This window comes from Pigmentiphaga litoralis, from assembly GCF_014651835.1.
Taxonomy (GTDB): Bacteria; Pseudomonadota; Gammaproteobacteria; order Burkholderiales; family Burkholderiaceae_B; genus Pigmentiphaga; species Pigmentiphaga litoralis.
This window is the reverse complement of the sequence record NZ_BMXQ01000001.1, coordinates 788619-809258: the sequence shown is the minus strand read 5'-3', so window position 1 is coordinate 809258 and position 20640 is coordinate 788619. Positions and strand designations below refer to the sequence as shown.

The window sequence follows — 20640 nt, the reverse complement described above, 5'->3', positions numbered from 1 at the left end:
ATTTTTGCACAAGGCCTGCCGATTGGCGGCATCACGCGGTTTCTGTGACAATCCGAGGCTCGCGATTATCTCGCAATACGCACTGGAACTGGAGCATTCTTTGACACGCATCGACGACCCGACGCATGACCGCGAAGTCGGCCTGGCCGACTCCACGCTGGATACCACCCGGATCGATGACGTGCGTATCAGCGCCGTCCGCCCGCTCATTTCACCCGCCCTGCTTTTGGATGAGCTACCGGTGTCGCCTGCTGTGCAGACGCTGGTCGAAACCAGTCGCGCCCGCATCGCGGACATTCTGCACGGCCGCGATGACAGATTGGTGGTGGTCGTCGGCCCCTGTTCCATTCATGACCACGGCCAGGCGATGGAGTACGCCCGCCGCCTCAAGTCCGTGGCGGACTCGCTGGAAGGCGAATTGCTCATCGTCATGCGGGTGTACTTCGAAAAACCGCGTACCACGGTGGGCTGGAAAGGGTATATCAACGACCCCCGCCTGGACGGCAGCTTCCGTATCAACGAAGGGCTGCGGCGTGCCCGCGAACTGCTGCTCGAGATCAGCGAACTCGGCCTGCCCACCGGCACTGAATTCCTGGACCTGCTTAGCCCGCAGTTCCTGGCCGACCTGATCGCCTGGGGCGCCATCGGTGCGCGCACGACCGAAAGCCAGAGCCACCGCCAGCTTGCGTCCGGACTGAGCTGCCCGATCGGCTTCAAGAATGGCACCGATGGCGGCGTGCAGGTCGCCTCCGACGCCATCGTCTCGGCGCGCTCGCGCCACGCCTTCATGGGCATGACCAAGATGGGCATGGCCGCCATTTTCGAGACGCGCGGCAATGATGACGCGCACGTGATCCTGCGCGGTGGCAAAAGCGGACCCAACTTCGACGGCGCCGCGATCGATGCCTGCTGCGCCGCGCTTGAAAAGGCCGGCCTGCGCGGTCAGGCCATGGTCGACTGCTCGCATGCCAATTCATCGAAAGACCACGAACGCCAGGTCATCGTTGCACACGACGTGGCCGGCCGGGTCGCCGCGGGCGAGCGCCGCATTCTGGGGCTGATGATCGAAAGCCACCTTGAAGGCGGCCGGCAGGATCTTAAGGAAGGCGTCGCTCTGAAGCCGGGCGTATCGATTACCGATGCGTGCCTGGCCTGGTCCGACACCGAACCCGTGCTGCATGCCCTGGCCGACGCGGTGCGCAAGCGTCGCGCGTTGCCCGACGCAGGCTGAGATGGCAGAGGCATCGCACGGCGTCGTGGCACAGACGGGCGCTGAGGCGGCGCCCGCCGCCTCGGTCCAGGCCGATGGCCAGATCAAGACGCTGCACCTGTCCACGCCCGTGATCCAGAGCAGCATGTGGGTGCTCAAGCCCGACGCGCTGGATCTGGAATACACCCGCCTGATGATGGGCTTTCTGCTTTTCCATCCTGCTCCGGCCCGAATCGCCATGATCGGCCTGGGCGGCGGATCGCTCGCCAAGTTCTGCTATCGCCACCTGCCGAAAAGCGTGATCGAAGTGGCCGAGATCAGCGCCGAAGTCATTGCGCTTCGCAACGAATTTCATATCCCGCCCGACAACGCGCGCCTGACGATCCGCGAGATCGATGGCGCGGACTTCGTGCGCGATGTCGCGGCGCGGCCCGATGTGTTGCTGGTCGACGGCTTCGATGCCGACGGCGTGCCGCCGCAGCTCAGCTCCCAGGATTTCTACGACGACTGCCGCGCCATGCTTGCCGCCGACGGCATCCTGGTCGTGAACCTGCATCAGCAGGACCCGGAACTGCCGGTATTGCTGCGCCGGATCCGCCGCGCTTTCGATGACGCCGTGTTCGATGTCGCGGACGACGATGGCGCGAACTGCATCGTGTTCGCGCGCAACGGGCCGCCCTTCAGGGCGCCGGACTCGGTCGTGCCCCGCCGCCCCGGCCAGCTGGACCGGGACGGCTGGAGGCAACTGATGCCGGCCTTTGCGCAGATCGCAGCGGCGATGATGGCGCTGTAGCAAGCAGCGGCCGGCTGCATGTGCCGGCTTGCGGCAGGCCCCGGCGTCTTCCAGACACCGGCGGCGCTTTTCTCAAGCGTCGCCGATGTTCACCGTCACGACCCCGCTGCCGCCGCACGCCTCGCAGGGCTCACCCGCTTGCATGCCGCTGCCGCCGCAGGCCGGGCAGGTGTTCTCGCCTGTGCCCGGTGTGCCGTCGGGCACCTCGTCCCCGGGATTGGACGCCCCGTCGCCCGGCACGGTCGCCGCCATCATCCGAAACGGCCCGCTCATGGTTTCAACACCACTTTCACGCAGCCATCCTTCTTGTCGCGGAAGGTCTCGTACATGCCCGGACCATCTTTCAAGGACATGGTGTGCGTGATCACGAATGACGGGTCGATCCTGCCTTCTTCGATCAGGCGCAGCAGATCGTCCGTCCATTTGGCCACATGGGTCTGCCCCATCTTCCAGGTGAGCCCCTTGTTCATCGAAGCGCCAAAGGGAATCTTGTCGACCAATCCGCCGTACACGCCAGGGATCGACAGCGTGCCCCCCGGCCGGCACACGTAGATCATTTCGCGCAACACATGCGGCCGGTCGCTTTCGGCCATCACCGCCTGCTTGGCGCGGTCGACCATGCTGTCCAGGGACCGCGTCACGTGCGCCTCGAGGCCGACGGCGTCAATGCATTTCTCGGGACCCTTCCCCTGCGTCAGCTCGCCCAGCCGATCGAGCACGCTTTCCTCATCGAAATTGATGGTGATCGCGCCGCCCGCTGCGGCCATCTGGAGGCGTTCCGGCACGCGGTCGATGCAGATGACCTGCTTGGCGCCCAGCAGCACCGCGCTGCGGATGGTCATCTGCCCGACCGGGCCGGCGCCCCAGATGGCGACCGTATCGGTCGGTTCGATGTCGCATTGCACCGCGGCCTGCCAGCCGGTGGGAAAGATGTCCCCAAGGAACAGCACCTGTTCGTCGCTCAAGGTGCTCGGCACCTTCACGTGCGTCGTGTCCGCATAGGGAATGCGGACGTACTCGGCCTGCCCGCCGGGATAGCCGCCGGTCAGGTGGGTATAGCCGAACAGGCCAGCCGTGGTGTGGCCGAACATCTTGTCCGCCAGATTCTTGTTGCGGTTGGTTCGCTCGCAAACCGAAAAGTTGCCACGGCGGCACTGCTCGCACTGGCCGCAGGTAATCGTGAACGGCACCACGACGCGATCGCCGACCTTGAGCTTGCGGGTCTCCTTGCCTACCTCGACGATCTCGCCCATGAACTCGTGGCCCATGATGTCGCCATGCTTCATGCCGGGCATGAAGCCATCGAAAAGATGAAGGTCCGAGCCGCATATCGCGCAAGACGACACTTTCAATACCGCGTCGCCCGGTTCCTCGATTTCAGGGTCTGGCGCATCGTCGTACCGGATATCTTTCTTTCCGTGCCACCGTAATGCTTTCATCATGAGCTCCTTTAGCGTTACCGGCGCCGCGACGGAAGGCGAACCAAACCGGCAGGGGGCATTGCGCAATGCCCATGCCGCGGTATGCCGTCGCGCACGCTTGCCATGGAGCCAGCACGCCAGGGCAAGCCTTGCTCATCGTCGGAAAATCTCGCTCATCGAGAGGCCCGGTTCGGGCCATGGAAAGCGCGCGCAGTCGACGCCTACCGCCGCCGCATGTACTGGGCACCCGCCGACACCGCCGATACCGCCAGTACCGCCGCGGCGCCCCACAACAGGGGCCGCCCCGTTGTCGTCAGGGTCGTGTAGTAACTGCGGCTGCGGACCATACGCGGCTCGTTCAGGCGGCCACCTGCATCCTGTCGGGGCGCGTACAGCGCGCCTTCATGCTGCCCCGCCGCCGTATCGCTGCGCTGCTGATTGCGCATCACCGGACCCAGCAGCAGGTCCGTCAACTTGGGCATGCGGCGGGCAAAGGCGGACGTCATCTTCGACGCGCTGCCCACGTAGATGTCGCGTTGCGGGTGCGCCGCCGCGTACACGATGGCGCGCGCCACGGTTTCCGGCGCATAGAGCGGCGGCGGCAGGCGCGGCTCGACGTCCATGTAGTTCTTGGCGTTCTCGACAAACGACGTATCGATCGACGCCGGCTTGATCAACGTCACCGATACCGGCAGGCCCTCGCCTTCGATCTCCATCCGCAAGGCATCGGTGTAGCCCTTGACGGCATGCTTGGACGCCGCATAGGCGCCCTGCAGCGGCAGCGCCACGTCCGACACTTCGCTGCCCAGATTGATGAGGGCGCCACCGTGCTCGCGCAGTACCGACAAGGCCTTGAGCGAGCCGTACACCACGCCCCAGAAGTTGGTCTCGAACAGTTGCCGCTGATCTTCGACCGACACCTGATCCAGCTTGCCAAAGATGGACACGCCCGCATTGTTGACCCAGGTATCGATGCGGCCAAAGCGCTCCATGGCCGCGGTCAGGATCTGGTCATGGCTTTCCTGTTTGCCCACATCCACCGCGCACGAGATGGCCTCGGCGCCTTCCGCCGTCAGGGTGGCGACCAGGCTTTCCAGCGCGCTGGCATCGCGCGCGACAAGGACGAGCTTGGCGCCCTGCTTCGCGGCCAGCTCGGCGGTAGCGCGGCCAATGCCGCTGCTTGCGCCGGTAATGACCATGACTTGTTGGGATACGGGTTTGAGTTTGATCGCCATGACGTGCTCCGAATGTGGGACGACCTGCCCGGATGGCAGGCGTTCACCGCACCTGAGCAAGGAGCGGGCCGCTCAGGCCGGGGGGATGCCGCAGCTCATGCGAAACGTGAAGCGCGTTTCATCGACGTTGGAAACGACGTCGAGGCTGCCATTGTGTGCGCGCGCGATCTCGGACACGATGTACAGGCCCAGCCCCAGGCCTTCGACCCGTGTGACGGTCGACCGCACGAAGGGCTGGAACAGTTGCGCCAGGATCTGCGGCGACATGGGCGTGCCATGGTTGATCACCGACAGTTCAAGCCTGCCGCCCGTGGTCGACGCCGCGACATGCACCGGCCGCGCCTGGTCACCATGTGTCAGGGCGTTGGCAAGCAGGTTGGACAGCAACTGGCCGATCCGGCCGGCATCGCAGGCCACCGGTTCCGTGAAGGACATGCTGGACGTGATCAGCCGCTCGGGCCACGCCACCCGCAATTCCGACACGACCTGTTCAATGGCCGGCTGCAACGGGGCGTTGTCCTGCCGCACCAGTCCCAGGCCGCCCCCCAGGCGCCCCCGGGCAAAGTCCATCACATCGTCGATCAGGCGGGCCATCCGCTGCACGCTTTTGCTGATCATGCCGACCATGGTCGACGCGCGGCTGTCGAGCGGCGCATGCGCCAGCACCTGGGCCCCCGCGGCGATGGACGCCAGGGGATTGCGCAGGTCGTGGCCCAGCACGGCAATGAACTGTTCGCGCAGCTCTGCCCGTTCGCGCTCGTCCAGCAGGGCCGCTTCGCTCGTCGCCAGGCGTTGCTGAGCATCCAGCTCGGACCCGATCAGGTCGGCAAACAGCCGGAACATCCCGATCACGTCGTCGTTTTTCAGATTGGCCGGGCGGGGGTCGATCGCGCACAGCGTGCCGAAGAATTCACCCGACCGGCGGTAGATGGGCATCGAGATATAGCTCTGGAAGCCATACCGGGCAGGCGTGTGGTGGGTGCGGAAGTGCGGATCGGTGGCAACTTCGTCGATGACGACCGGCTCGCCGTTCGTGTAGATCTCGCTGCAGATGGTGGAATCGAGGTCAAGTTCGCCGCCGGGCTGCAGGCCGAACTGGATGTCGTCGCGCACGGCGCAGGCGATCCATCGGGTGTCCGTCACCCGGGCGACGGCAGCAAAACCCATCCCGGTGACTTTGCATACGACCGACAGGATGGTGGGTACGCCATCGAGGCGGCCAATGGCCGCCACATCCGCCTGAAGCTCGCTATCGACTTCGTTGCCTGACACCGTGTCGCGCCTTCGCTGCTACGTAATTCACCATATTAGTGGATAACGTGAGTTTTTCGACCCAGGTATCTGTTTTGCGACGGCTTACCCCTCCACCCTCCCGGAGTACGGTCTGTGCCTTCAAAAACATCTTCCCGCAAGACCCGTAAGCCCGCTGCCGCGACGCGCGGCACTCGTAACGCCCGGTCCGGGCGCAAGCAACGCCACTCGACCGCGCATGCGGCCAGCCGGCGGACAGACGGCAAAGGACGATCCGCGACCAGATGGTCTCATCACGTGATGGAAACCAGCGACGCCATGGATCTGGAGCACGACATTTTCAAATCCGGTACGCCGGACGAGATTGCTGCTTCGCTCAAGAAGTCATCGAATGCCAGTCGCCGCCGCAAAGGCACGCCCTTCCAGTCAGCGATGTCCATGCTCAACTTCTACATCAATCGCGCCGGGCGCAACCTGCCCAAGACGCGGCGCGCAGAGCTGGACAAGGCCAAGGACAAGTTGCGCGAAGCGTTCGGCCGGCCACCCAGCCGGCCGCGCGCCAAGCCTCGCGCCAAACCGCAGGCCAAGGCCGCCGCGCATTAACGCACCGGCAGGAAGCGGAAGAACATGAAGTTCTGCGCGTAGTTGATGCCGATACGGCGGGTGTTCTCGCCCAGCAGGTTGGCGACCAGATCGAGCCGGCCGATCAGGGCGCCGAACTCCCGTTCGAAGCTCAGGTTCACGCCCCGGTCGGTCATTTCATTGGCCAGCAACAGCGGCTGCCCCGCGGCATCGCGCCGGGTGGCGAGCAGCCAGGCAGCAGCTTCGACGTTGCGCGCGGCGTTGGAGACACGATCGGCGTCAAGCAGGTCAAACGCGTAAAAGCGGGTCTTGCCATCGTGTGCGGCAATGATCGTGTCGGCCATGCCGTAGACGAACGCAGCCACCCGGTCGCCGGCATAATTCGGATCCAGCGCCGCCGCAAGCAGCTGGATGTCGCGCAGGCCTGCCACGCTGGGGGGCGGCGTGCGCGATTCGATCGAAAACCGCACGGCCGCGATCGCCTCTTCCAGACTGCCTTTGCCCGACTTTCGCCATTCGCGGGGATTTCTGCGATAGAGCTTGTTCATCAGGGTAACGAGACTGGACAGGTTGTCCCGCATCGCGATCGTCAAGGTGCGATTGAAATCCGTCTGCGCCATCTGATCCGAGCTCAGATCCTCGGCGCCGCGCACCGCCGGGTCGGACGGCAGGCTTGGGCGGGTCGACCCGCAGCCCGTGAGCAGATAAGCCGTCAGCACGCTGACGATCAGCGCACTGAAAGCCGGCAGCTGACGCGCACGCAAGCATCGCGTGGACGCGCGTCGCGGTGGTGGGCAGGACGCGCTATCGGACGAATCCGGTGCGGGGGTAAGCGTTAGCAAGGACGGGAACGTTCGGGTGGCGTGCAAAATTGCAGCCGTACGCTACAACAAAGCGCCCGGCGCGGGGCCGGCGCGGCAGAGCCGAGTTGTATCCAGGCGTTCCCGGCCCGGCGGCTCTCCTTTGCCAGGCCCGCGCCAGCGGCTTGGCCGCGACCGCTCAGTCTGTGTAGCGCTTGCCCAACGCCAGCAGTTCAGGCGTACCCAGCACCTCGTTCAGGCCATCGAAGTCCAGCATGCGCTCGCGAAACGGCGTGGTCGTCCGATGCGTTTTCAGGCTGCCGTAGTAGTCCTGCAGCGTGAAGGCCACCGCGCGCGCCGCGCCGCCCGGAAAGATGGCGATCCGGAAACCGTGGCGCTGCAACTGGTCCGCGTCCTGGATCGGGGTCTTGCCACCTTCGACCATATTCGCCAGCAGCGGCACGCGCGAAGCAAACCGGGCGCATGCGGCGTCCATCTGTTCCGGGGTGCGCAAGGCTTCAATGAACAAGGCGTCCACCCCGGCTTCCAGGTACTGTTCGGCCCGATCCAGCGCTGCGTCCAGCCCTTCGACCGCCACCGCATCAGTGCGCGCAAGGATCAGGGTGGACGCCGAATGGCGCGCGTCCACGGCGGCTTTCAGCTTGCCGACCATCTCGCCGGCCGGGATCACCGACTTGCCGTCCAGATGCCCGCAGCGTTTTGGAAAGCCCTGGTCTTCGATCTGGATGACCGCGGCGCCTGCGCGCTCGAAGCCCCGCACGGTGCGCATCACATTCAACGCGTTGCCAAAGCCCGTGTCGGCATCCACGATTACGGGCAACTCCACCCGTTCCGTAATACGCGCCAGGGTCTCCTCAACTTCGGAAAACGTGGTCAGGCCCACGTCCGACCGGCCCAGGCGCGTGTAGGCGACCGACGCGCCCGACAGGTACAGGGCCTCGAAGCCCGTCTGCGCGGCAATCAGGGCGGTAAACGCGTCGTAGACACCCGGCGCCAGCACGATATCGGGCGATGCCAGGCGGGTTTTCAGGTCATGAGGCATGACGGGCTGTCCTTGAAGAGTTGAGGCCTGCAACCACCTGGTCACAAGTCACGATGTCGGCCACGGTCGCCAGGTCGGTCAAGGAGGCGGCGTGCACCGGCTCCTTGAACGCCGCGCAGCCGTCCGACATGACCACCGTATGGAATTCGCGCATGTGGGCATCGCGCGCCGTGCTTGCGACCCCGCCGTTGGTCACGATGCCGCAAACGATCACGGTGTCGATGCCGGCATGCCGGAGCACCCACTCAAGCTGCGTGTTGAAAAAAGCCGAATACGCCACCTTGGCGAACGCCACATCCACCAGCCCGTCCAGTTCCGCCACATTGGCCTGCCCGTGGCTGCCGGGCGCGAAGTCGCCGCGCCGCAAGAAAGGCCGCAGGTGCAGCAGATGCGGCGCGATCATGGGTTCGCCGTGCGCGTCCGGCCACAAGGTGAACTGGCTGGCGACCACCATTCCGCCCGCGGCCTTGACGGCACGCGCCACCGTGGCGACCCGGGGGGGCAAGGCCGCCGCGGCGGCACTGGTCGCCCCACCGCGCGCGTAGGCGCCATCGGGAGCCAGGAAATCGTTTTGCAGATCCACGATCAGCAAGGCACTGCGGGCGCCGTTGAACGCGTGCGTGTCAGCCATGGGACGGCTCCTTGCCGTAACGGCGCGCCAATTGATTGAGGAGGCCACCGGCCTGGGCCATGTCCACCAGGAAAGACGGGATCGGTGCGCAGGCCAGACGGCGTCCGTCGGCGGCAATGATCTCGGGAAGGACCTGTCCGGAGGTCGCCGGCACCTGCAAGGCGATCGCTTCCCCCTCCTCCAGCACCATCGCGTCCTCACACGTCAGCAGCATCAACCCCAGGTTGAAAGCATTCCGGAAGAACAGCCCGCCGTACGACGGCGCGATCACCGCCGCCACGCCCAGGGTCACCAACGCACCCGCCGCCTGCTCGCGCGACGATCCGATCCCGAAGTTCGGCCCGGCGACCAGCACATCGCCGCGCTGCACGGTGCTTGCAAATTCGGGCCGCACCGACTCCAGGCAGTGGGTGGCGATTACGTCGATGCCGTGCTTCATCACATAGCCTGGCGCCAGCAGGTCCGTGTCGATGTCGGCGCCAAGCTTCCACACGCGGTGGCGCGCGCCGCGTGTCCTGACGTCGGCGCTTGCCGATACCGTCAATGATGGGGATGCGGAGGGTGATTCGGGGGTCATGCCAGCACCTCTCTCGGATCGGTCACCGTGCCACGCAGCGCCGATGCGGCCACGGTGTAAGGCGAAGCCAGATACACCTGCGCTGTCGCCGATCCCATGCGTCCCTTGAAGTTGCGCGCGGTAGTCGAGATCACCACATCGCCGTCATTCATCGGACTCCCATAGCCTGCACAGGCGCCGCACGAGGTCGGGTACAGCTCAGCCCCCGCGTCGCGCAAGATCTGCAGGTCGCCAGACGCCTGGGCCGCTTCCTGGTCGCGTTGGCTGGCCGGCGCCACGATCAGGCGCACGCCGCTGGCCACCTTGCGCCCGCGCAGCACGCGGGCCGCGGCCTGCATGTCTTCGCGTTTGGCGCCGGTGCAGGCGCCGATATAGGCGACCTGGATCGCCGTGCCGCGATGGGCCTCGACCGGATGGCTGTTGGCCGGACTGTGCGGCGCGGCCACCATCGGCGGCAAGGTCGACGCGTCAAAGTCGTGCCGCGTCACGCTTGCATTCGTATCGGTAAACCACGGACCGGTCTCGACACCCGGCGCGCCATGCGCCGCCAGCCAGTCCGCCGTGACGGCATCCGGCGCAATCAGCCCCACCTGCGAGCCCAGCTCGGCGCTCATGTTCGACAGCGTCATGCGTTCTTCCATCGACAGCGCAGTGACCGCGGGGCCGCAGAACTCGACCGCCTGGTAATCGCCGCCATTCATGCCGAAGCGGGCCAGCATATGCAGCATCATGTCCTTCGCAGTCACGCCCGCCGCCAGCGCGCCCGACCAGTGCATCTGGATCGTTTCGGGCACACGCAGCCAGATCTCGCCGGTCACCACGGCGCCCAGCATCTCGGTGCTCCCGACGCCGAACATATACGCGCCAAAAGCCCCGCCCGTAGGCGAATGGCTGTCACCCCCCACGCACATCATGCCGGGCCGGATGTGTCCGTGCTGTGGCACCACGACATGGCAGATGCCCATGCTGTCGTAGACATTGGGCAGGGCCTGCTCGATCGCCCACTCCCGCGCGATGCGCACGATGCGGCGCGAATCGTCATCGCGCTCGGGCACATAATGGTCCATGACCAGCACCACGCGCTGGGGATCCCAGATGCGGGCGCCCAGTTGTTCAAGCATGGGCTTGAGCCGCCGGGGGCCGGACGAATCATGGAACATGGCAAGGTCGACACGGCATGTGACGATGTCGCCGGGGACGACCCGATCGCTGTCGGCGGCGCGTGCAATCAGCTTCTGCGCCAGCGTTTGGCCGGCGGACGACGTGAGGGGCATGCTTGCCTCCTGGGAATCGCGGACGAGCCCGGTGCATTCCGGCGCACGCACGCAGGACCCGACCAGGCAACCGGCATGATGCCGGGCTGGTCATATTGTACTGTCAATAGAACAATTGTATTTCCGGACGGGGGCAGGGATTACCCCGCCCCGGGGTCGCGGATAACCGTGGCGCCTTGCTCAAGGCCTGTTTCGATCGCGCATGCGGTGCGCGGGCGTTCAATCCCGCCCGTTGGCCGGCGCCGACCGGTGATTCGCCACCCAGACCTTCGCGTCGATATCGCCCACGCGCGACAGGTCCATCTCGTATTCGTAGCGGTCCGGGCGGTACAAGCCCTGCAGCCACAACACGGGGCGCTCTTCATTGTCGAACACCACTCGGTTTACCGAGAGCAGCGCCGAGCCCAGGGGCACGTCCAGCGCCGCGGCAACGCCGGCATCGGCCTGCTTGGCAGAGATGCTCTGGGTTGCCCGGCCAATGTCCACCCCGCTTTCTTCCAGCAGCACCAGGATCGCCTTCTTTCCCAGTTGCTTGCGCCCCAGGCCGCGCGCCAGTGCATGCGGCACCCACGTCGTGATGTGGGACACGGGTCCGGCGCGTGTGCTGCGCACGCGCACGGCACGCAGCACCTGCGCCCGCGGCGGCACCTGCAGCGTCGACGCCACCGGGTCGCTGGCTTCCACGGTGTCGTGCTCCAGCACCTTGACCGTGGTGTCCAGGCTGGCCGCGACGATATTGTCGAGGAGCCCGGTCAGCCGGGACGTGCCGGCCTTGGTCGGCGCGGCGTCATCGGGCGCATGCACGCGCCGCGTGCCACGTCCCGCGGCCCGCTCGATCAAGCCTTCGGTGGACAGGTTTTCCAGCGCCTTGCGCATCGTGGCGCGGGATACGCCAAACTCTTCCATCAGTTCCATTTCGCCGGGCACGCGTGCGTCGTAGAGTCCGTCGCGCAGCCGTTCTTTCAACACGAGATACACGCTGTGGTACTTGGGGAGAGGCAGGGACTGCTGCATAGGAAATGGCACTCTGTCTTATTGTCTGTCTAATAGAACATTTGTCTTGACGCCGTGATGACACGTGGCCGACTATTTGCGTATTCCAAACAGCTGCGGGGCATCAGTCATGGGCAATCATAGTACAGGTGGGTGGGGCAAAATGGCGCTGACTGAACCCACGGCAAACGGCGCCCGACGCCGGGTATTCATGCTTTCAAGCCTGGCCATCACGGCGGCCATGACCCTGGGCGCAGGAACGGTTGCGCGCGGGGCCCAGCCCGTCTACCCGGACCGGCCCATCACCTTGATCGTGCCCTTCAGCCCCGGCGGGTCGACCGACATCATCGGCCGCCTGGTCGCGAATGGCCTGGGGGAAGCCCTTGGCAAGACCGTGGTGGTCGAGAACAAGGGCGGCGCCGCCTCCATCCTTGGGACCGACCTGGGCGCCAAGGCCGCGCCTAACGGGTACACCCTGGTCATGACCAATGGCGCAGCGATCACCACCGGCCCGCTGCTTGGCCAGAAGACGCCGTACAAGCCGATCGACGACTTCGCCCACATCATGCTGCTCGGCACGTTCCCGAACGGGCTGATCGTGCGGGCCAATCATCCGGCCAAGGACTTCAAGGAATTTCTGGACCTGGCCCGCAAGGCCGGCGGCAGCTACAACTACGGGTCGGCCGGAGTCGGGTCCGCCGGTTTCCTGACGGGCGAGCAGCTCAAGCAGCGCGCCAACATCCAGATGACGCACGTGCCGTACAAAGGCACCGGCCCGGCCATGAACGACCTGCTCGGCGGCCAGATCGATGCAATCTTCAACAACATTGCCGTGGCCTCGGTCCAGGCCCGCGCCGGCAATGTCCGGGTGCTGGCCGTCAGCGGCCCCAAGCGCGTGACGGCTTTTCCCGACGTGCCCACCATGGACGAAGTGGTTCCTGGCACGGTCGGTGAAGCCTGGTTCGGCGTCTCGGCGCCCGCCGGCACGCCGCAACCCGTCGTCGATACCTTGACGGCCGCGCTGACCAAGGTCATGGCCAACCCGGACTTCCGAGCCAAGCTGCTGGAACAGGGACTGGTGTCGGTGGCCGCGCCGCAAGCCGAATTTGTCCAATTCATCAAGGACGAAGAGCGCAAGTGGGCGCCCATCATCAAGTCCGCGAACATCAAGCTGGACTGATCGCCATGCCTGTCGAATACGCCCCCAAAGGCCTGATCGGGCTGCTGACGCCGCAGGCCAATACGACCGTCGAACCCGAATACGCGATCCTGCTGCCGGCCGGTTACGCGCACATCAACGCCCGCATGATGAGCGACAAGCCAAGCATCGAAGCGCGTCTGGTGGACTACGTGGACCAGCTCGACACGGCCTGCGACCAGTTCGCCAATGCGCCCATCGATGCGATTGCCGTCGGCACCACGGGCGCGTCGTACATGGTGGGCAAGGAACGCGAAGCCCGCGTGCTGGGCGAGATCGAAGCCAAACGGGGCGTGCATGCGTTCACCGCCGCCACGGCCGTGGTGGACGCGCTCAAGGAACTCGGCGCGACCCGCATCGCGCTGGCGTCGCCCTACCCCGCCACGCTGACGCAAGCCGGCGTGCGCTACTGGGAATCACGCGGCCTGACGGTGTCCAAGGTCGCATCAGGCGAACTGGATGACAGCCAGTTCCACCCGATCTATTCCATGAAAGCCGGCGCCGCGGGCGCCTTGCTGGACGGCCTGGCTGACGATGCCGATGCGGTGGTCATGCTCGGCACCGGCATGCCCACGCTCGGGCCGTTGCTGCAAGCCAATGCGCATTCCAAGGTGCCGGTACTGTCGTGCATGCTGTGCCTGGGCTGGAAGGCCGTGGCCGCACTGGCGCCCGAGCAGACCCGACTGGAAACGTGGATCCGCGGGGACCACTGGCGCGAGCGATTCGAGCGCCAGCAGGTGTCAGGCTGACCTGCAGCTGCGTTGGGCCTGGCCTGGCCTTTTTCACGCAGCCGGAATCATTCGATCGCGTTCGATTCCCTTAGCCCGGTAAGCATCGACGTCTCGAGCAGATACGCGCGCGCCTGCACCGGATCCGACGCCTTGCGCATCAGGCCGTGCAGCGTCTCGCGGCGCTTGTCTTCGCCCCGTTCCTGCATCCGCGCGCGGTTACGGCCTGATTGCTCCAGCACATGCTTGATCGCAATCGGGCGCCGCTGCCGTTGATACTGCTCCAGCAGGTCAGCCGACTCGCCTTCCAGAATGCGCTTGAGCTTCTCGCTCAGATTGAACGCATCGTGGATCCCGCCGTTCATGCCCATGCCGCCGCTCGGGCTGTTCACATGGGCGGCGTCGCCGGCAAGGATGATACGGCCATGCACATAGCGGTCCACCACACGCTGATGGATCCGGTAGGGGCGGATCTCCATCACGTTATACGGCACGTCGCGCGGGTAGATGTGCTGCAACTTGCGTTCGATCGAGGGCGGGGTGATTGCCTCTTCCAGCGTCTCGCCTTCCCACGGATACAGGCTGACGCGCCAGATGCCCGGCAGGCGAAGCAGACTGAACGTGCCCGTCTCGGCCCAGCAATAGTTGATGTAGGACAGCGTGGGAATGTGCTCGTGGAACGGGAAGTCCGTGGTGGCCAGCACCGTCGTTTCCGGAAAGGTATGCCCCTCGAACGACAGCGACAGCGCATCGCGCACCGTGCTGCGCGCCCCGTCGGCGCCCACCAGGTAGCCGCCGGTCAGCATACGCGGCGTGCCGTCTTCGGCCTGCACTTCGGCGGTGACCGACTCCGCATCCTGCGCCACCGACAGCAGCTTGCATCCCATCAGCAACTCGACGTTCGGCAGCGTCTCGCGGATGTGCTCGATCAGGAACTCGGCCAGCTTCCACTGCTCTGTCTGCAGCCGGTACGGGTGCGCCGTGTCGTCCTTCAACACCGACAAGTCGAACTCCGCGTACTCGCCGGTTGCATGCATGCGCACTTGCCAGGTCGGCGCCACCAGACCCGCTTCGATCAGGCGCGGCGTGATGCCATAGGCATCGAGCATGTCGAGCGTGGGCGGATGAAAGGTCGATGCCTTCAATGCCCGCGATACCGTCGCATCGGACTCGACCACCACCACGTCGATGCCAAAGTGCCCCAGCCGCATCGCCGTGACCAGCCCCACCGGGCCGCCCCCGACAACAATCACCTTGGGTCGGTTGGCCCCGCTCACGCCATGCCTCGGATCATCAGATTCTTCCTTGAAGCGGGCGCCCCGCCCATGCAGGATCACCCTGTCACGGCACTGCCATGACAGGGGCATTTCACATGCTTTTCAATTGACCTGTCAATAGGACAATTGCCCCCCCCTGGGCGCTGCGCGCCTCCCCCAGGGGCGACACTGGCGGACCGGCAAAGCCGGATCCGCCGTGTCCTTGCTTACACATGCGCTCCTGCGCGCGGTGATCGCCGGGCTAGACCGCGTATGGCAGGCCGGTAAAGTTTTCGGAGAAGGCCAGGCGGCCGGCATGGGTGCCGGTCAGGGTGTCCAGGTCGGCGCGTTGCAGGCGGCGTTCAAAGGCGCTCTGGCCGGGGAACTGGTGGACCATGGTGCACAGGCCGGCCGAGAAGCGCTGGACCAGCCACATGCGATGCAGGCAAAGCGCGGAGTATTGTTCGAGCAGGTCCGATGAAGAGCGGCGGTAGAAGTCGATAATGCCGCGGCTCAGGACGCGGATGTCGGCGACTGCGGCGTTGAGTCCTTTGGCGCCGGTGGGTGGGACGATGTGCGCAGCGTCGCCTGCCAGGAACAGGCGGCCGTGCTGCATGGGCTCGGACAAGAAACTGCGCATGCCCGTTACTCCCTTCTGGATGATGCGGCCCTCGATCAGCGGTGGCATGTCGTCGACATCCAGGCGCTCGTGCAGGGTGCTCCAGATCCGGTCATCGGACCAGTTTTCCGGCTTGTCATCGGGTACGCACTGAAGATAGAGGCGGCTGACCGTCGACGAACGGAAACTCAGCATGGCAAACCCCGATTCGTGGCAGCCCCACGTTACCGTGGGCGCGGCGGGTGGAACTTCTGCAAGGATGCCCAGCCACGCAAAGGGGTAGATACGATCGTAGCTGGTGCGCGCATCTGCCGGCATGGCTTCACGACTCAGTCCGCGAAAGCCATCGCAGCCCGCCACGATATCGCAGTGAAGAGCGCGCGGCTCGCCATCGACTTCATAGTGCACCACGGGCCGACTCGTCATCAGGTCGGCCACCCGTGTCACGGGCGTGTCGAACCAGATCTGGCCACCTGCCTCGAGCCGTGCACGGATCAAATCAGTGACCACCTCGTGCTGGGGATACACCATGACCTGCCTGCCGCCCGTCTCGTGCGTGAAGTCGACAGGATGTGATCGACGGCCGAACCGGAAGTCGATGGCCGTCTGCGGCATGCCACGCGCCGCCATCCCAGCGCCCAGTCCGGCATCGCGCAAGGTGTCCACCGTGCCCTGCTCCAGGACCCCGGCGCGCAACCGGCTTTGCACATGGTCCTGGCTCCGGTGTTCAAGCACCACCGACTCGATGCCGTCCAGATGCAGCAAGTGAGACAACAACAGACCCGCCGGGCCTGCCCCGACAATGGCGACCTGGGTCCGGTCTGTCCGCGCTGGCGTCATGGCCGATCCTCCAGCGTGATGAGGCCCATGCCGGTCGTCATTGGCGCGTAGTAGTTGCGGTGCACGCGCGAGGCGCCTGGCGACATCGCGCCGCGCATGACGAGCCACATGATGAGCTCGATGCCCTCGGCACCGAACCGCTCCATGAATTCCTGATGGGTCAACGCCGCCAGGCTGTCTGGATCGCTTTCGATGCGTTCCAGAAAGTCCCGGTCCCAGGCTTCGTTCATCTCGCCAAAGTGCTTTCCCGTCAGTTGATGGGACATGCCGCCCGTACCAAGGATTACAACCTTGATGTCCTTGGGGTAGGCTTCGACCGCCCGACGGATGGCTTGGCCAAGGCGCAGGCATCGTCGCGCAGTCGGCAGCGGGTGCTGAAGTACGTTGACCGCGATCGGCACCGACGCAACAGGCCAGCTGTCGTCGTGATCGAAACACAGATGCATCGGTACCAGAAAGCCATGCTCGACCCGCATTTCCTGGCATACCGTGATATCGAACTCGTCGTACACCAGCGACTCGCACAGGTGCTGCGAAAATTCCAGATCGCCGCGGATGGCAGGAAACGGCCGGGTGCCGAAGCCCTCGTCGGCAATGGCGTAGCTGTCTGCGGCGCCGACGGCAAACGTCGGATACTTGTCAAAAAAGAAGTCGGCGCCGTGGTCGTTGTAGACCATGATGGCGACGTCGGGTTTGAGTTCTCTCAGCCATTCCCGCACGGGCACGTAGGCGTCGAACAACGGTCGCCACGCAGGGGTGGCTTGTTTGCCACGATCATGCGCGCCGCCGATCGACGGGACGTGCGAGGTACCGATTCCAGCAATGAGGGTGCCCATGTCAGACCGCTCCGTGATCGTTGCGCGTGGCAAGAAACTGCTCGTAGGTTTCACCGCGCATGGACGCGCCCATGCGGTAAAGCCCGTTACCGGTAACGACGCCAAGCTTGAGCAGAAAGTAGATGTTGGCGCCCGCGTCGAGCAGCCCGCCGAAGTCGCGGGCCAGCACGAGCGCCTTCTGTTCCGGGCTCAGTCCGTAGGCCTCCAGATAGGCGTCTTCGTCGGCTTGGTACGTCGCCCGATTTTCTGGCGACGTCAGCGAGTTGCACATCTTGTTGATGCGATAGCCCGCCCACGACAGAGGCAGGTCGAACACCAGCGACTCGTTGATGGGCCGCGATCGATCACGTTGCGGTGTAGTCATGAAGCGCATTCTCCAGTGAAGGGCAAACAGCATCGTTTCAACAGGCAGGCAAGTGTCCGGATGGCGTTGTGCAAGGCGCGATCACGTCTTGCTGCTGCCAGGCTTTTTATGGAGAATGACTCTAGCGCCCTACCCATTGATTGTTCTATACAACTTCCGCCAGTCGGGGTCATGACCATGTCCTTCAAGCACCCCACCGTCTGCAATGATCTCTTGAACTATCGTTTGGCCCGCCTGCTCGGCAGCAGCGGCGCTCCGATCATCCGCATCTGCGAAGGGCGCTATGGCATCACACGCAGGGAATGGCGGCTGATTGCGATGCTTGCGGACTTCGGTCCGTTATCCCCTTCCGCATTGGCCGACCACGCGCACACCGATCGCCCGCTGGTGTCGCGCGCGATTAACGATCTGGTCGACAAGGGGCTGGTGTCACGCATCGTGGCACCCGACGACAAACGCCGTGCCAGCGTCGCGCTGACCGATAAGGGGCGCGAGCTACACGGCGAACTGTTTCCTCAAACGGCGAACATCAATGCAAGCGTGCTCGCCTCATTGAGCGAAGAGGAACTGCGAGTCTTCGACCACGCGCTCGATGTGCTGACCGAGGCGGCATCGCGCCTGAACCAGGAATACGCATTGACAGAGAAAGCCGACCGCCATCGCGGCGGCAGCCGCCGCCACCAGCACAATCACGCCACCGGGACCACCCTCAGCGACCTGTGGTAAGTCCTCGGACGGCGTTGCTCCTCGCTTCGTTGGCCGGTCATTTACCGGCGCCGGTTGCCTTGATCAAACGTCCCCATTTGTTTCCCTCATCCTTCTGAAACAGAGCCAGTTCGTCGGGCGTGGTCGCGGTCAACGTGACGCCGTCCTGGATGAAAGTATCGCGAATGGCCGGCTGCGCCAGCGCGCGCCGCATCTCCTGGTTGAGCTTCGCAACAATCGCATCGGGCGTTCCTTTGGGCGTGTACAGCGCAAACCACAGGGCGATCTCGTACCCTGGCACACCGGCCTCACCCATTGTCGGCAAGTCGGGCGCCGACGGCGAACGCTCCCGGCTGGTCACGGCCAAGCCCTTCAGCTTGCCTGACCGCACCAGGGGCATACCGATTGCCACCGAGTCGAACACCATATCCACATGGTTGCCCATGACATCGGCCAATGCTTGCGCCGGGCCCTTTGCAGGAACGTGGACCATATCGATACCCGCCAGCATCTTGAAGTATTCACCCGCCATGTGACCGGACGTCCCGACCCCTTGCGAACTGTAGTTGAGGGTTCCCGGGCGGCTCTTGGCCAGCTTGACCAGATCCTGCACCGAGTTCACCGGCACCGCGGGATTCACCAGCAGGACACTGGGCACGGTCGCAAGCAGCGTGACGGGCTTGAAGTCCTTTACGGCGTCGTACGGTAGCGGTTCAAGCAGGGTGACGTTGATGGCGTGCGTTGCGTGCGTGCCCATCAGTACCGTGTAGCCGTCGCCGGGAGCCTTGGCGGCAAGGTCGGCACCGATGGTGCCGCCTGCCCCGCCGCGATTTTCGACCACGACAGGCTGCTTCCACGACTCGGTCATCTCGTGCGCCAGGGCTCGGGCCAACTTGTCAGTCAGGCCACCCGCGGTGAAAGGCACGATGAACCGGATCGGCCGGGACGGATATTGGTCCGCCGTTTCTGCGTAGGCCTGTGGACAGGCCAAGGCCGCAACGATGGCGAGAGGCGTCAGCCAGCGCCGGGCGCGCGCCTGCAGTGCGACGTTCATAGGACAATGCGACATGATCTGCTCCTTGGATGAAACGACGAAAAATTGCGGACGTCGGGCAAATCAGGCCGGAACGCGCCGGGCCAGGCCAGCCTTGGCTTCGGCGTTGGCCCCAAGCTCGGCTTCGGCCAGCTGTTCGATCTTGCGGCGGGCACGCGTTGGTCCGGTATCGATGGCCAGCCAGGTGTGCTGACGCTTTCCGGTTGCGTCCTGCTCGCGCTGGATGGCGGACACGACGACGTTGTCTTCCTCGAATGTCGTGCTCATGGCGGCAACGAGCCGGGCCTCCAGCGCAGCATCCCCCACTCCGAAGTTCCGGACATGCATCCAGAAGAAGTGGGTCGACTGGTCGGACTCGGGGGTCAGAAATTTGTAGCTGTAGGCACGCAGCCCGCGGTCCATGTTCGACTCGGTATGCTGCTGTCCGGCATCCATCGTGACGACGTCTACCCTCGACACACATGGCGGATAGAAGATGTAGCGCTGGCAACGATCCGTCAGGCCGGCGAAGTGGCCGTTAGCGCGGTCCGCAGGCGGCGGCTCGGCGTCGACAGTCCAGCGATACGCAACGATGAAGTCGTCTTCTTCCTCGATCAGGATGGGGACGTCGCTTGAGGCCGGGTTGCCGATGGTGCGAGGGTGCACGAAGGTAGTGTGCGCAGGGTCCTGCAGGTTTTCTACGATGTTCAGGTAGTGCGATCCATGTCGTTGGTACTCGCCCCACACCACCGCCCATCCGTCTTCCTCGAAGCGCTGAACGGGAATGATGCGGTCAGAGTCCGCCAGATCCGGCTGGCCCATCCAGATCCATGTGGCTCCATAGCGTTCGACCAAAGGGAAGTGGCGTACACAGGCGGTTGCCGGAATACGCGACTGCCCGGGCACGTGCACACAGGCGCCCGTCGCGTCGTAGCGCAGACCGTGATATCCGCATTGAAGCGTATCGCCCACCACCTTTCCCATCGACAACGGAAGCAGCCGGTGCGCGCACCGGTCGAGCAGTGCGACGGGTGATCCGTCCTCTTTTCGAAACGCGACGATCGGCTCGTCGAGCACCCGGCGTGCCAGTGGCGTACGGCCAAGCTCGCTGGACCAAGCCAGCACATACCACGCATGTCTTACAACGCTCTCCACTTTCCCGCCCTCCCGATCTCTTCAGGTTCATCGGGCTGCCTCGCGGCGCTGGCAACCTTGAATGGCCGGACTCTAG

General features: G+C 64.8%; 22 protein-coding genes. 6 read left to right on the top strand and 16 right to left on the bottom strand.

Features of this window, described 5'->3' with window-relative positions; translation table 11 throughout:
• Nucleotides 1–100: 100 nt before the first annotated feature.
• Entirely contained in the window at nt 101–1231 is a 1131-nt protein-coding gene (locus tag IE116_RS03480; protein WP_189609795.1) for a 3-deoxy-7-phosphoheptulonate synthase, read from the top strand.
• Between the two features lies 1 nt (nt 1232).
• Nucleotides 1233–2003: a spermine/spermidine synthase domain-containing protein gene (locus IE116_RS03475; protein WP_189609794.1), complete on the top strand. Its 771-nt coding sequence runs from the start codon at nt 1233–1235 to the stop codon at nt 2001–2003.
• A gap of 72 nt (nt 2004–2075) precedes the next feature.
• Here the strand turns inward: IE116_RS03475 and IE116_RS03470 are convergent, their stop codons facing one another.
• The 4 genes from IE116_RS03470 to IE116_RS03455 form a co-directional block, all read right to left on the bottom strand.
• Nucleotides 2076–2276, bottom strand: a complete 201-nt coding sequence (locus IE116_RS03470) for a hypothetical protein (protein ID WP_229827981.1) — start codon at nt 2274–2276, stop codon at nt 2076–2078.
• Nucleotides 2273–3442 (bottom strand): zinc-dependent alcohol dehydrogenase, encoded by a 1170-nt coding sequence (locus IE116_RS03465; protein WP_189614418.1) that lies wholly within the window; start codon nt 3440–3442, stop codon nt 2273–2275. Before IE116_RS03465 ends, IE116_RS03470 begins: the two co-directional genes overlap by 4 nt.
• A 203-nt stretch (nt 3443–3645) precedes the next feature.
• Nucleotides 3646–4659: an SDR family oxidoreductase gene (locus tag IE116_RS03460; RefSeq protein ID WP_189609792.1), complete on the bottom strand. Its 1014-nt coding sequence runs from the start codon at nt 4657–4659 to the stop codon at nt 3646–3648.
• Nucleotides 4660–4731: 72 nt separating this feature from the next.
• The gene (locus IE116_RS03455) at nt 4732–5931 is read right to left on the bottom strand and encodes a GAF domain-containing sensor histidine kinase (RefSeq protein WP_189609790.1); all 1200 of its coding nucleotides are present in this window, start codon (nt 5929–5931) and stop codon (nt 4732–4734) included.
• 114 nt (nt 5932–6045) lie between these two features.
• Here IE116_RS03455 and IE116_RS03450 point away from each other — a divergent pair, with 114 nt between their 5' ends.
• Nucleotides 6046–6513: a DUF3175 domain-containing protein gene (locus IE116_RS03450; protein WP_189609787.1), complete on the top strand. Its 468-nt coding sequence runs from the start codon at nt 6046–6048 to the stop codon at nt 6511–6513.
• Here IE116_RS03450 and IE116_RS03445 read toward each other — a convergent pair.
• The 6 genes from IE116_RS03445 to IE116_RS03420 all read right to left on the bottom strand — a co-directional run bounded on the left by IE116_RS03445 (nt 6510) and on the right by IE116_RS03420 (nt 11851).
• Nucleotides 6510–7256, bottom strand: a complete 747-nt coding sequence (locus IE116_RS03445) for a hypothetical protein (RefSeq protein ID WP_373302936.1) — start codon at nt 7254–7256, stop codon at nt 6510–6512. The genes IE116_RS03450 and IE116_RS03445 overlap by 4 nt on opposite strands.
• Nucleotides 7257–7491: 235 nt before the next feature.
• The gene (locus tag IE116_RS03440) at nt 7492–8355 is read right to left on the bottom strand and encodes an isocitrate lyase/PEP mutase family protein (RefSeq protein WP_189609786.1); all 864 of its coding nucleotides are present in this window, start codon (nt 8353–8355) and stop codon (nt 7492–7494) included.
• Complete coding sequence (locus tag IE116_RS03435; protein ID WP_189609784.1) at nt 8345–8986, bottom strand: cysteine hydrolase family protein; 642 nt, start codon at nt 8984–8986, stop codon at nt 8345–8347. The genes IE116_RS03440 and IE116_RS03435 overlap by 11 nt, the downstream gene beginning before the upstream one ends.
• Nucleotides 8979–9563, bottom strand: a complete 585-nt coding sequence (locus tag IE116_RS03430) for a LeuD/DmdB family oxidoreductase small subunit (protein ID WP_189609782.1) — start codon at nt 9561–9563, stop codon at nt 8979–8981. The genes IE116_RS03435 and IE116_RS03430 overlap by 8 nt, the downstream gene beginning before the upstream one ends.
• Nucleotides 9560–10837 (bottom strand): 3-isopropylmalate dehydratase large subunit, encoded by a 1278-nt coding sequence (locus IE116_RS03425; RefSeq protein ID WP_189609780.1) that lies wholly within the window; start codon nt 10835–10837, stop codon nt 9560–9562. Before IE116_RS03425 ends, IE116_RS03430 begins: the two co-directional genes overlap by 4 nt.
• A gap of 219 nt (nt 10838–11056) precedes the next feature.
• A complete protein-coding gene (locus IE116_RS03420; protein WP_189609778.1) occupies nt 11057–11851 on the bottom strand; it encodes a GntR family transcriptional regulator in 795 nt (264 codons plus the stop codon).
• Between the two features lie 190 nt (nt 11852–12041).
• Between IE116_RS03420 and IE116_RS03415 the strand changes: the two genes are divergently transcribed.
• Together IE116_RS03415 and IE116_RS03410 are read left to right on the top strand one after the other, a co-directional pair.
• Complete coding sequence (locus IE116_RS03415) at nt 12042–13010, top strand: Bug family tripartite tricarboxylate transporter substrate binding protein (RefSeq protein WP_189609776.1); 969 nt, start codon at nt 12042–12044, stop codon at nt 13008–13010.
• Nucleotides 13011–13015: 5 nt separating this feature from the next.
• On the top strand, nt 13016–13777 hold the full coding sequence (locus tag IE116_RS03410; protein ID WP_189609775.1) for a maleate cis-trans isomerase family protein: 762 nt from the start codon (nt 13016–13018) through the stop codon (nt 13775–13777).
• Between the two features lie 47 nt (nt 13778–13824).
• Here the strand turns inward: IE116_RS03410 and IE116_RS03405 are convergent, their stop codons facing one another.
• The 4 genes from IE116_RS03405 to IE116_RS03390 all read right to left on the bottom strand — a co-directional run bounded on the left by IE116_RS03405 (nt 13825) and on the right by IE116_RS03390 (nt 17671).
• Nucleotides 13825–15033, bottom strand: coding sequence for an FAD-dependent oxidoreductase (locus IE116_RS03405; protein ID WP_229827980.1), 1209 nt, complete (start codon nt 15031–15033; stop codon nt 13825–13827).
• 241 nt (nt 15034–15274) lie between these two features.
• Entirely contained in the window at nt 15275–16471 is a 1197-nt protein-coding gene (locus IE116_RS03400) for a 4-hydroxybenzoate 3-monooxygenase (RefSeq protein ID WP_189609771.1), read from the bottom strand.
• On the bottom strand, nt 16468–17307 hold the full coding sequence (locus IE116_RS03395) for a class III extradiol dioxygenase family protein (protein ID WP_189609769.1): 840 nt from the start codon (nt 17305–17307) through the stop codon (nt 16468–16470). The genes IE116_RS03400 and IE116_RS03395 overlap by 4 nt, the downstream gene beginning before the upstream one ends.
• Before the next feature lies 1 nt (nt 17308).
• Nucleotides 17309–17671: a protocatechuate 3,4-dioxygenase gene (locus IE116_RS03390; protein WP_189609768.1), complete on the bottom strand. Its 363-nt coding sequence runs from the start codon at nt 17669–17671 to the stop codon at nt 17309–17311.
• 177 nt (nt 17672–17848) lie between these two features.
• On the opposite strand from IE116_RS03390, the gene IE116_RS03385 reads away from it, so the two are divergent.
• Nucleotides 17849–18397 carry a MarR family winged helix-turn-helix transcriptional regulator gene (locus tag IE116_RS03385; RefSeq protein ID WP_189609766.1) on the top strand — a complete coding sequence of 183 codons (549 nt, stop codon included), beginning with the start codon at nt 17849–17851 and terminating at the stop codon, nt 18395–18397.
• 37 nt (nt 18398–18434) lie between these two features.
• Here IE116_RS03385 and IE116_RS03380 read toward each other — a convergent pair whose 3' ends face one another.
• Nucleotides 18435–19445, bottom strand: coding sequence for a Bug family tripartite tricarboxylate transporter substrate binding protein (locus IE116_RS03380; protein ID WP_189609764.1), 1011 nt, complete (start codon nt 19443–19445; stop codon nt 18435–18437).
• Nucleotides 19446–19493: 48 nt separating this feature from the next.
• Nucleotides 19494–20534 carry an aromatic ring-hydroxylating dioxygenase subunit alpha gene (locus IE116_RS03375; RefSeq protein ID WP_189609762.1) on the bottom strand — a complete coding sequence of 347 codons (1041 nt, stop codon included), beginning with the start codon at nt 20532–20534 and terminating at the stop codon, nt 19494–19496.
• Between the last annotated feature and the right edge of the window lie 106 nt (nt 20535–20640).

Coding starts and splice junctions, on each gene's coding strand:
- IE116_RS03475 (WP_189609794.1), top strand. CDS start 1,233: ATGGCAGAGGCATCGCACGGCGTCGTGGCACAGACGGGCGCTGAGGCG.
- IE116_RS03470 (WP_229827981.1), bottom strand. CDS start 2,276: ATGAGCGGGCCGTTTCGGATGATGGCGGCGACCGTGCCGGGCGACGGG.
- IE116_RS03465 (WP_189614418.1), bottom strand. CDS start 3,442: ATGAAAGCATTACGGTGGCACGGAAAGAAAGATATCCGGTACGACGAT.
- IE116_RS03460 (WP_189609792.1), bottom strand. CDS start 4,659: ATGGCGATCAAACTCAAACCCGTATCCCAACAAGTCATGGTCATTACC.
- IE116_RS03440 (WP_189609786.1), bottom strand. CDS start 8,355: ATGCCTCATGACCTGAAAACCCGCCTGGCATCGCCCGATATCGTGCTG.
- IE116_RS03435 (WP_189609784.1), bottom strand. CDS start 8,986: ATGGCTGACACGCACGCGTTCAACGGCGCCCGCAGTGCCTTGCTGATC.
- IE116_RS03430 (WP_189609782.1), bottom strand. CDS start 9,563: ATGACCCCCGAATCACCCTCCGCATCCCCATCATTGACGGTATCGGCA.
- IE116_RS03425 (WP_189609780.1), bottom strand. CDS start 10,837: ATGCCCCTCACGTCGTCCGCCGGCCAAACGCTGGCGCAGAAGCTGATT.
- IE116_RS03420 (WP_189609778.1), bottom strand. CDS start 11,851: ATGCAGCAGTCCCTGCCTCTCCCCAAGTACCACAGCGTGTATCTCGTG.
- IE116_RS03415 (WP_189609776.1), top strand. CDS start 12,042: ATGCTTTCAAGCCTGGCCATCACGGCGGCCATGACCCTGGGCGCAGGA.
- IE116_RS03410 (WP_189609775.1), top strand. CDS start 13,016: ATGCCTGTCGAATACGCCCCCAAAGGCCTGATCGGGCTGCTGACGCCG.
- IE116_RS03400 (WP_189609771.1), bottom strand. CDS start 16,471: ATGACGCCAGCGCGGACAGACCGGACCCAGGTCGCCATTGTCGGGGCA.
- IE116_RS03395 (WP_189609769.1), bottom strand. CDS start 17,307: ATGGGCACCCTCATTGCTGGAATCGGTACCTCGCACGTCCCGTCGATC.
- IE116_RS03390 (WP_189609768.1), bottom strand. CDS start 17,671: ATGACTACACCGCAACGTGATCGATCGCGGCCCATCAACGAGTCGCTG.
- IE116_RS03385 (WP_189609766.1), top strand. CDS start 17,849: ATGTCCTTCAAGCACCCCACCGTCTGCAATGATCTCTTGAACTATCGT.
- IE116_RS03380 (WP_189609764.1), bottom strand. CDS start 19,445: ATGTCGCATTGTCCTATGAACGTCGCACTGCAGGCGCGCGCCCGGCGC.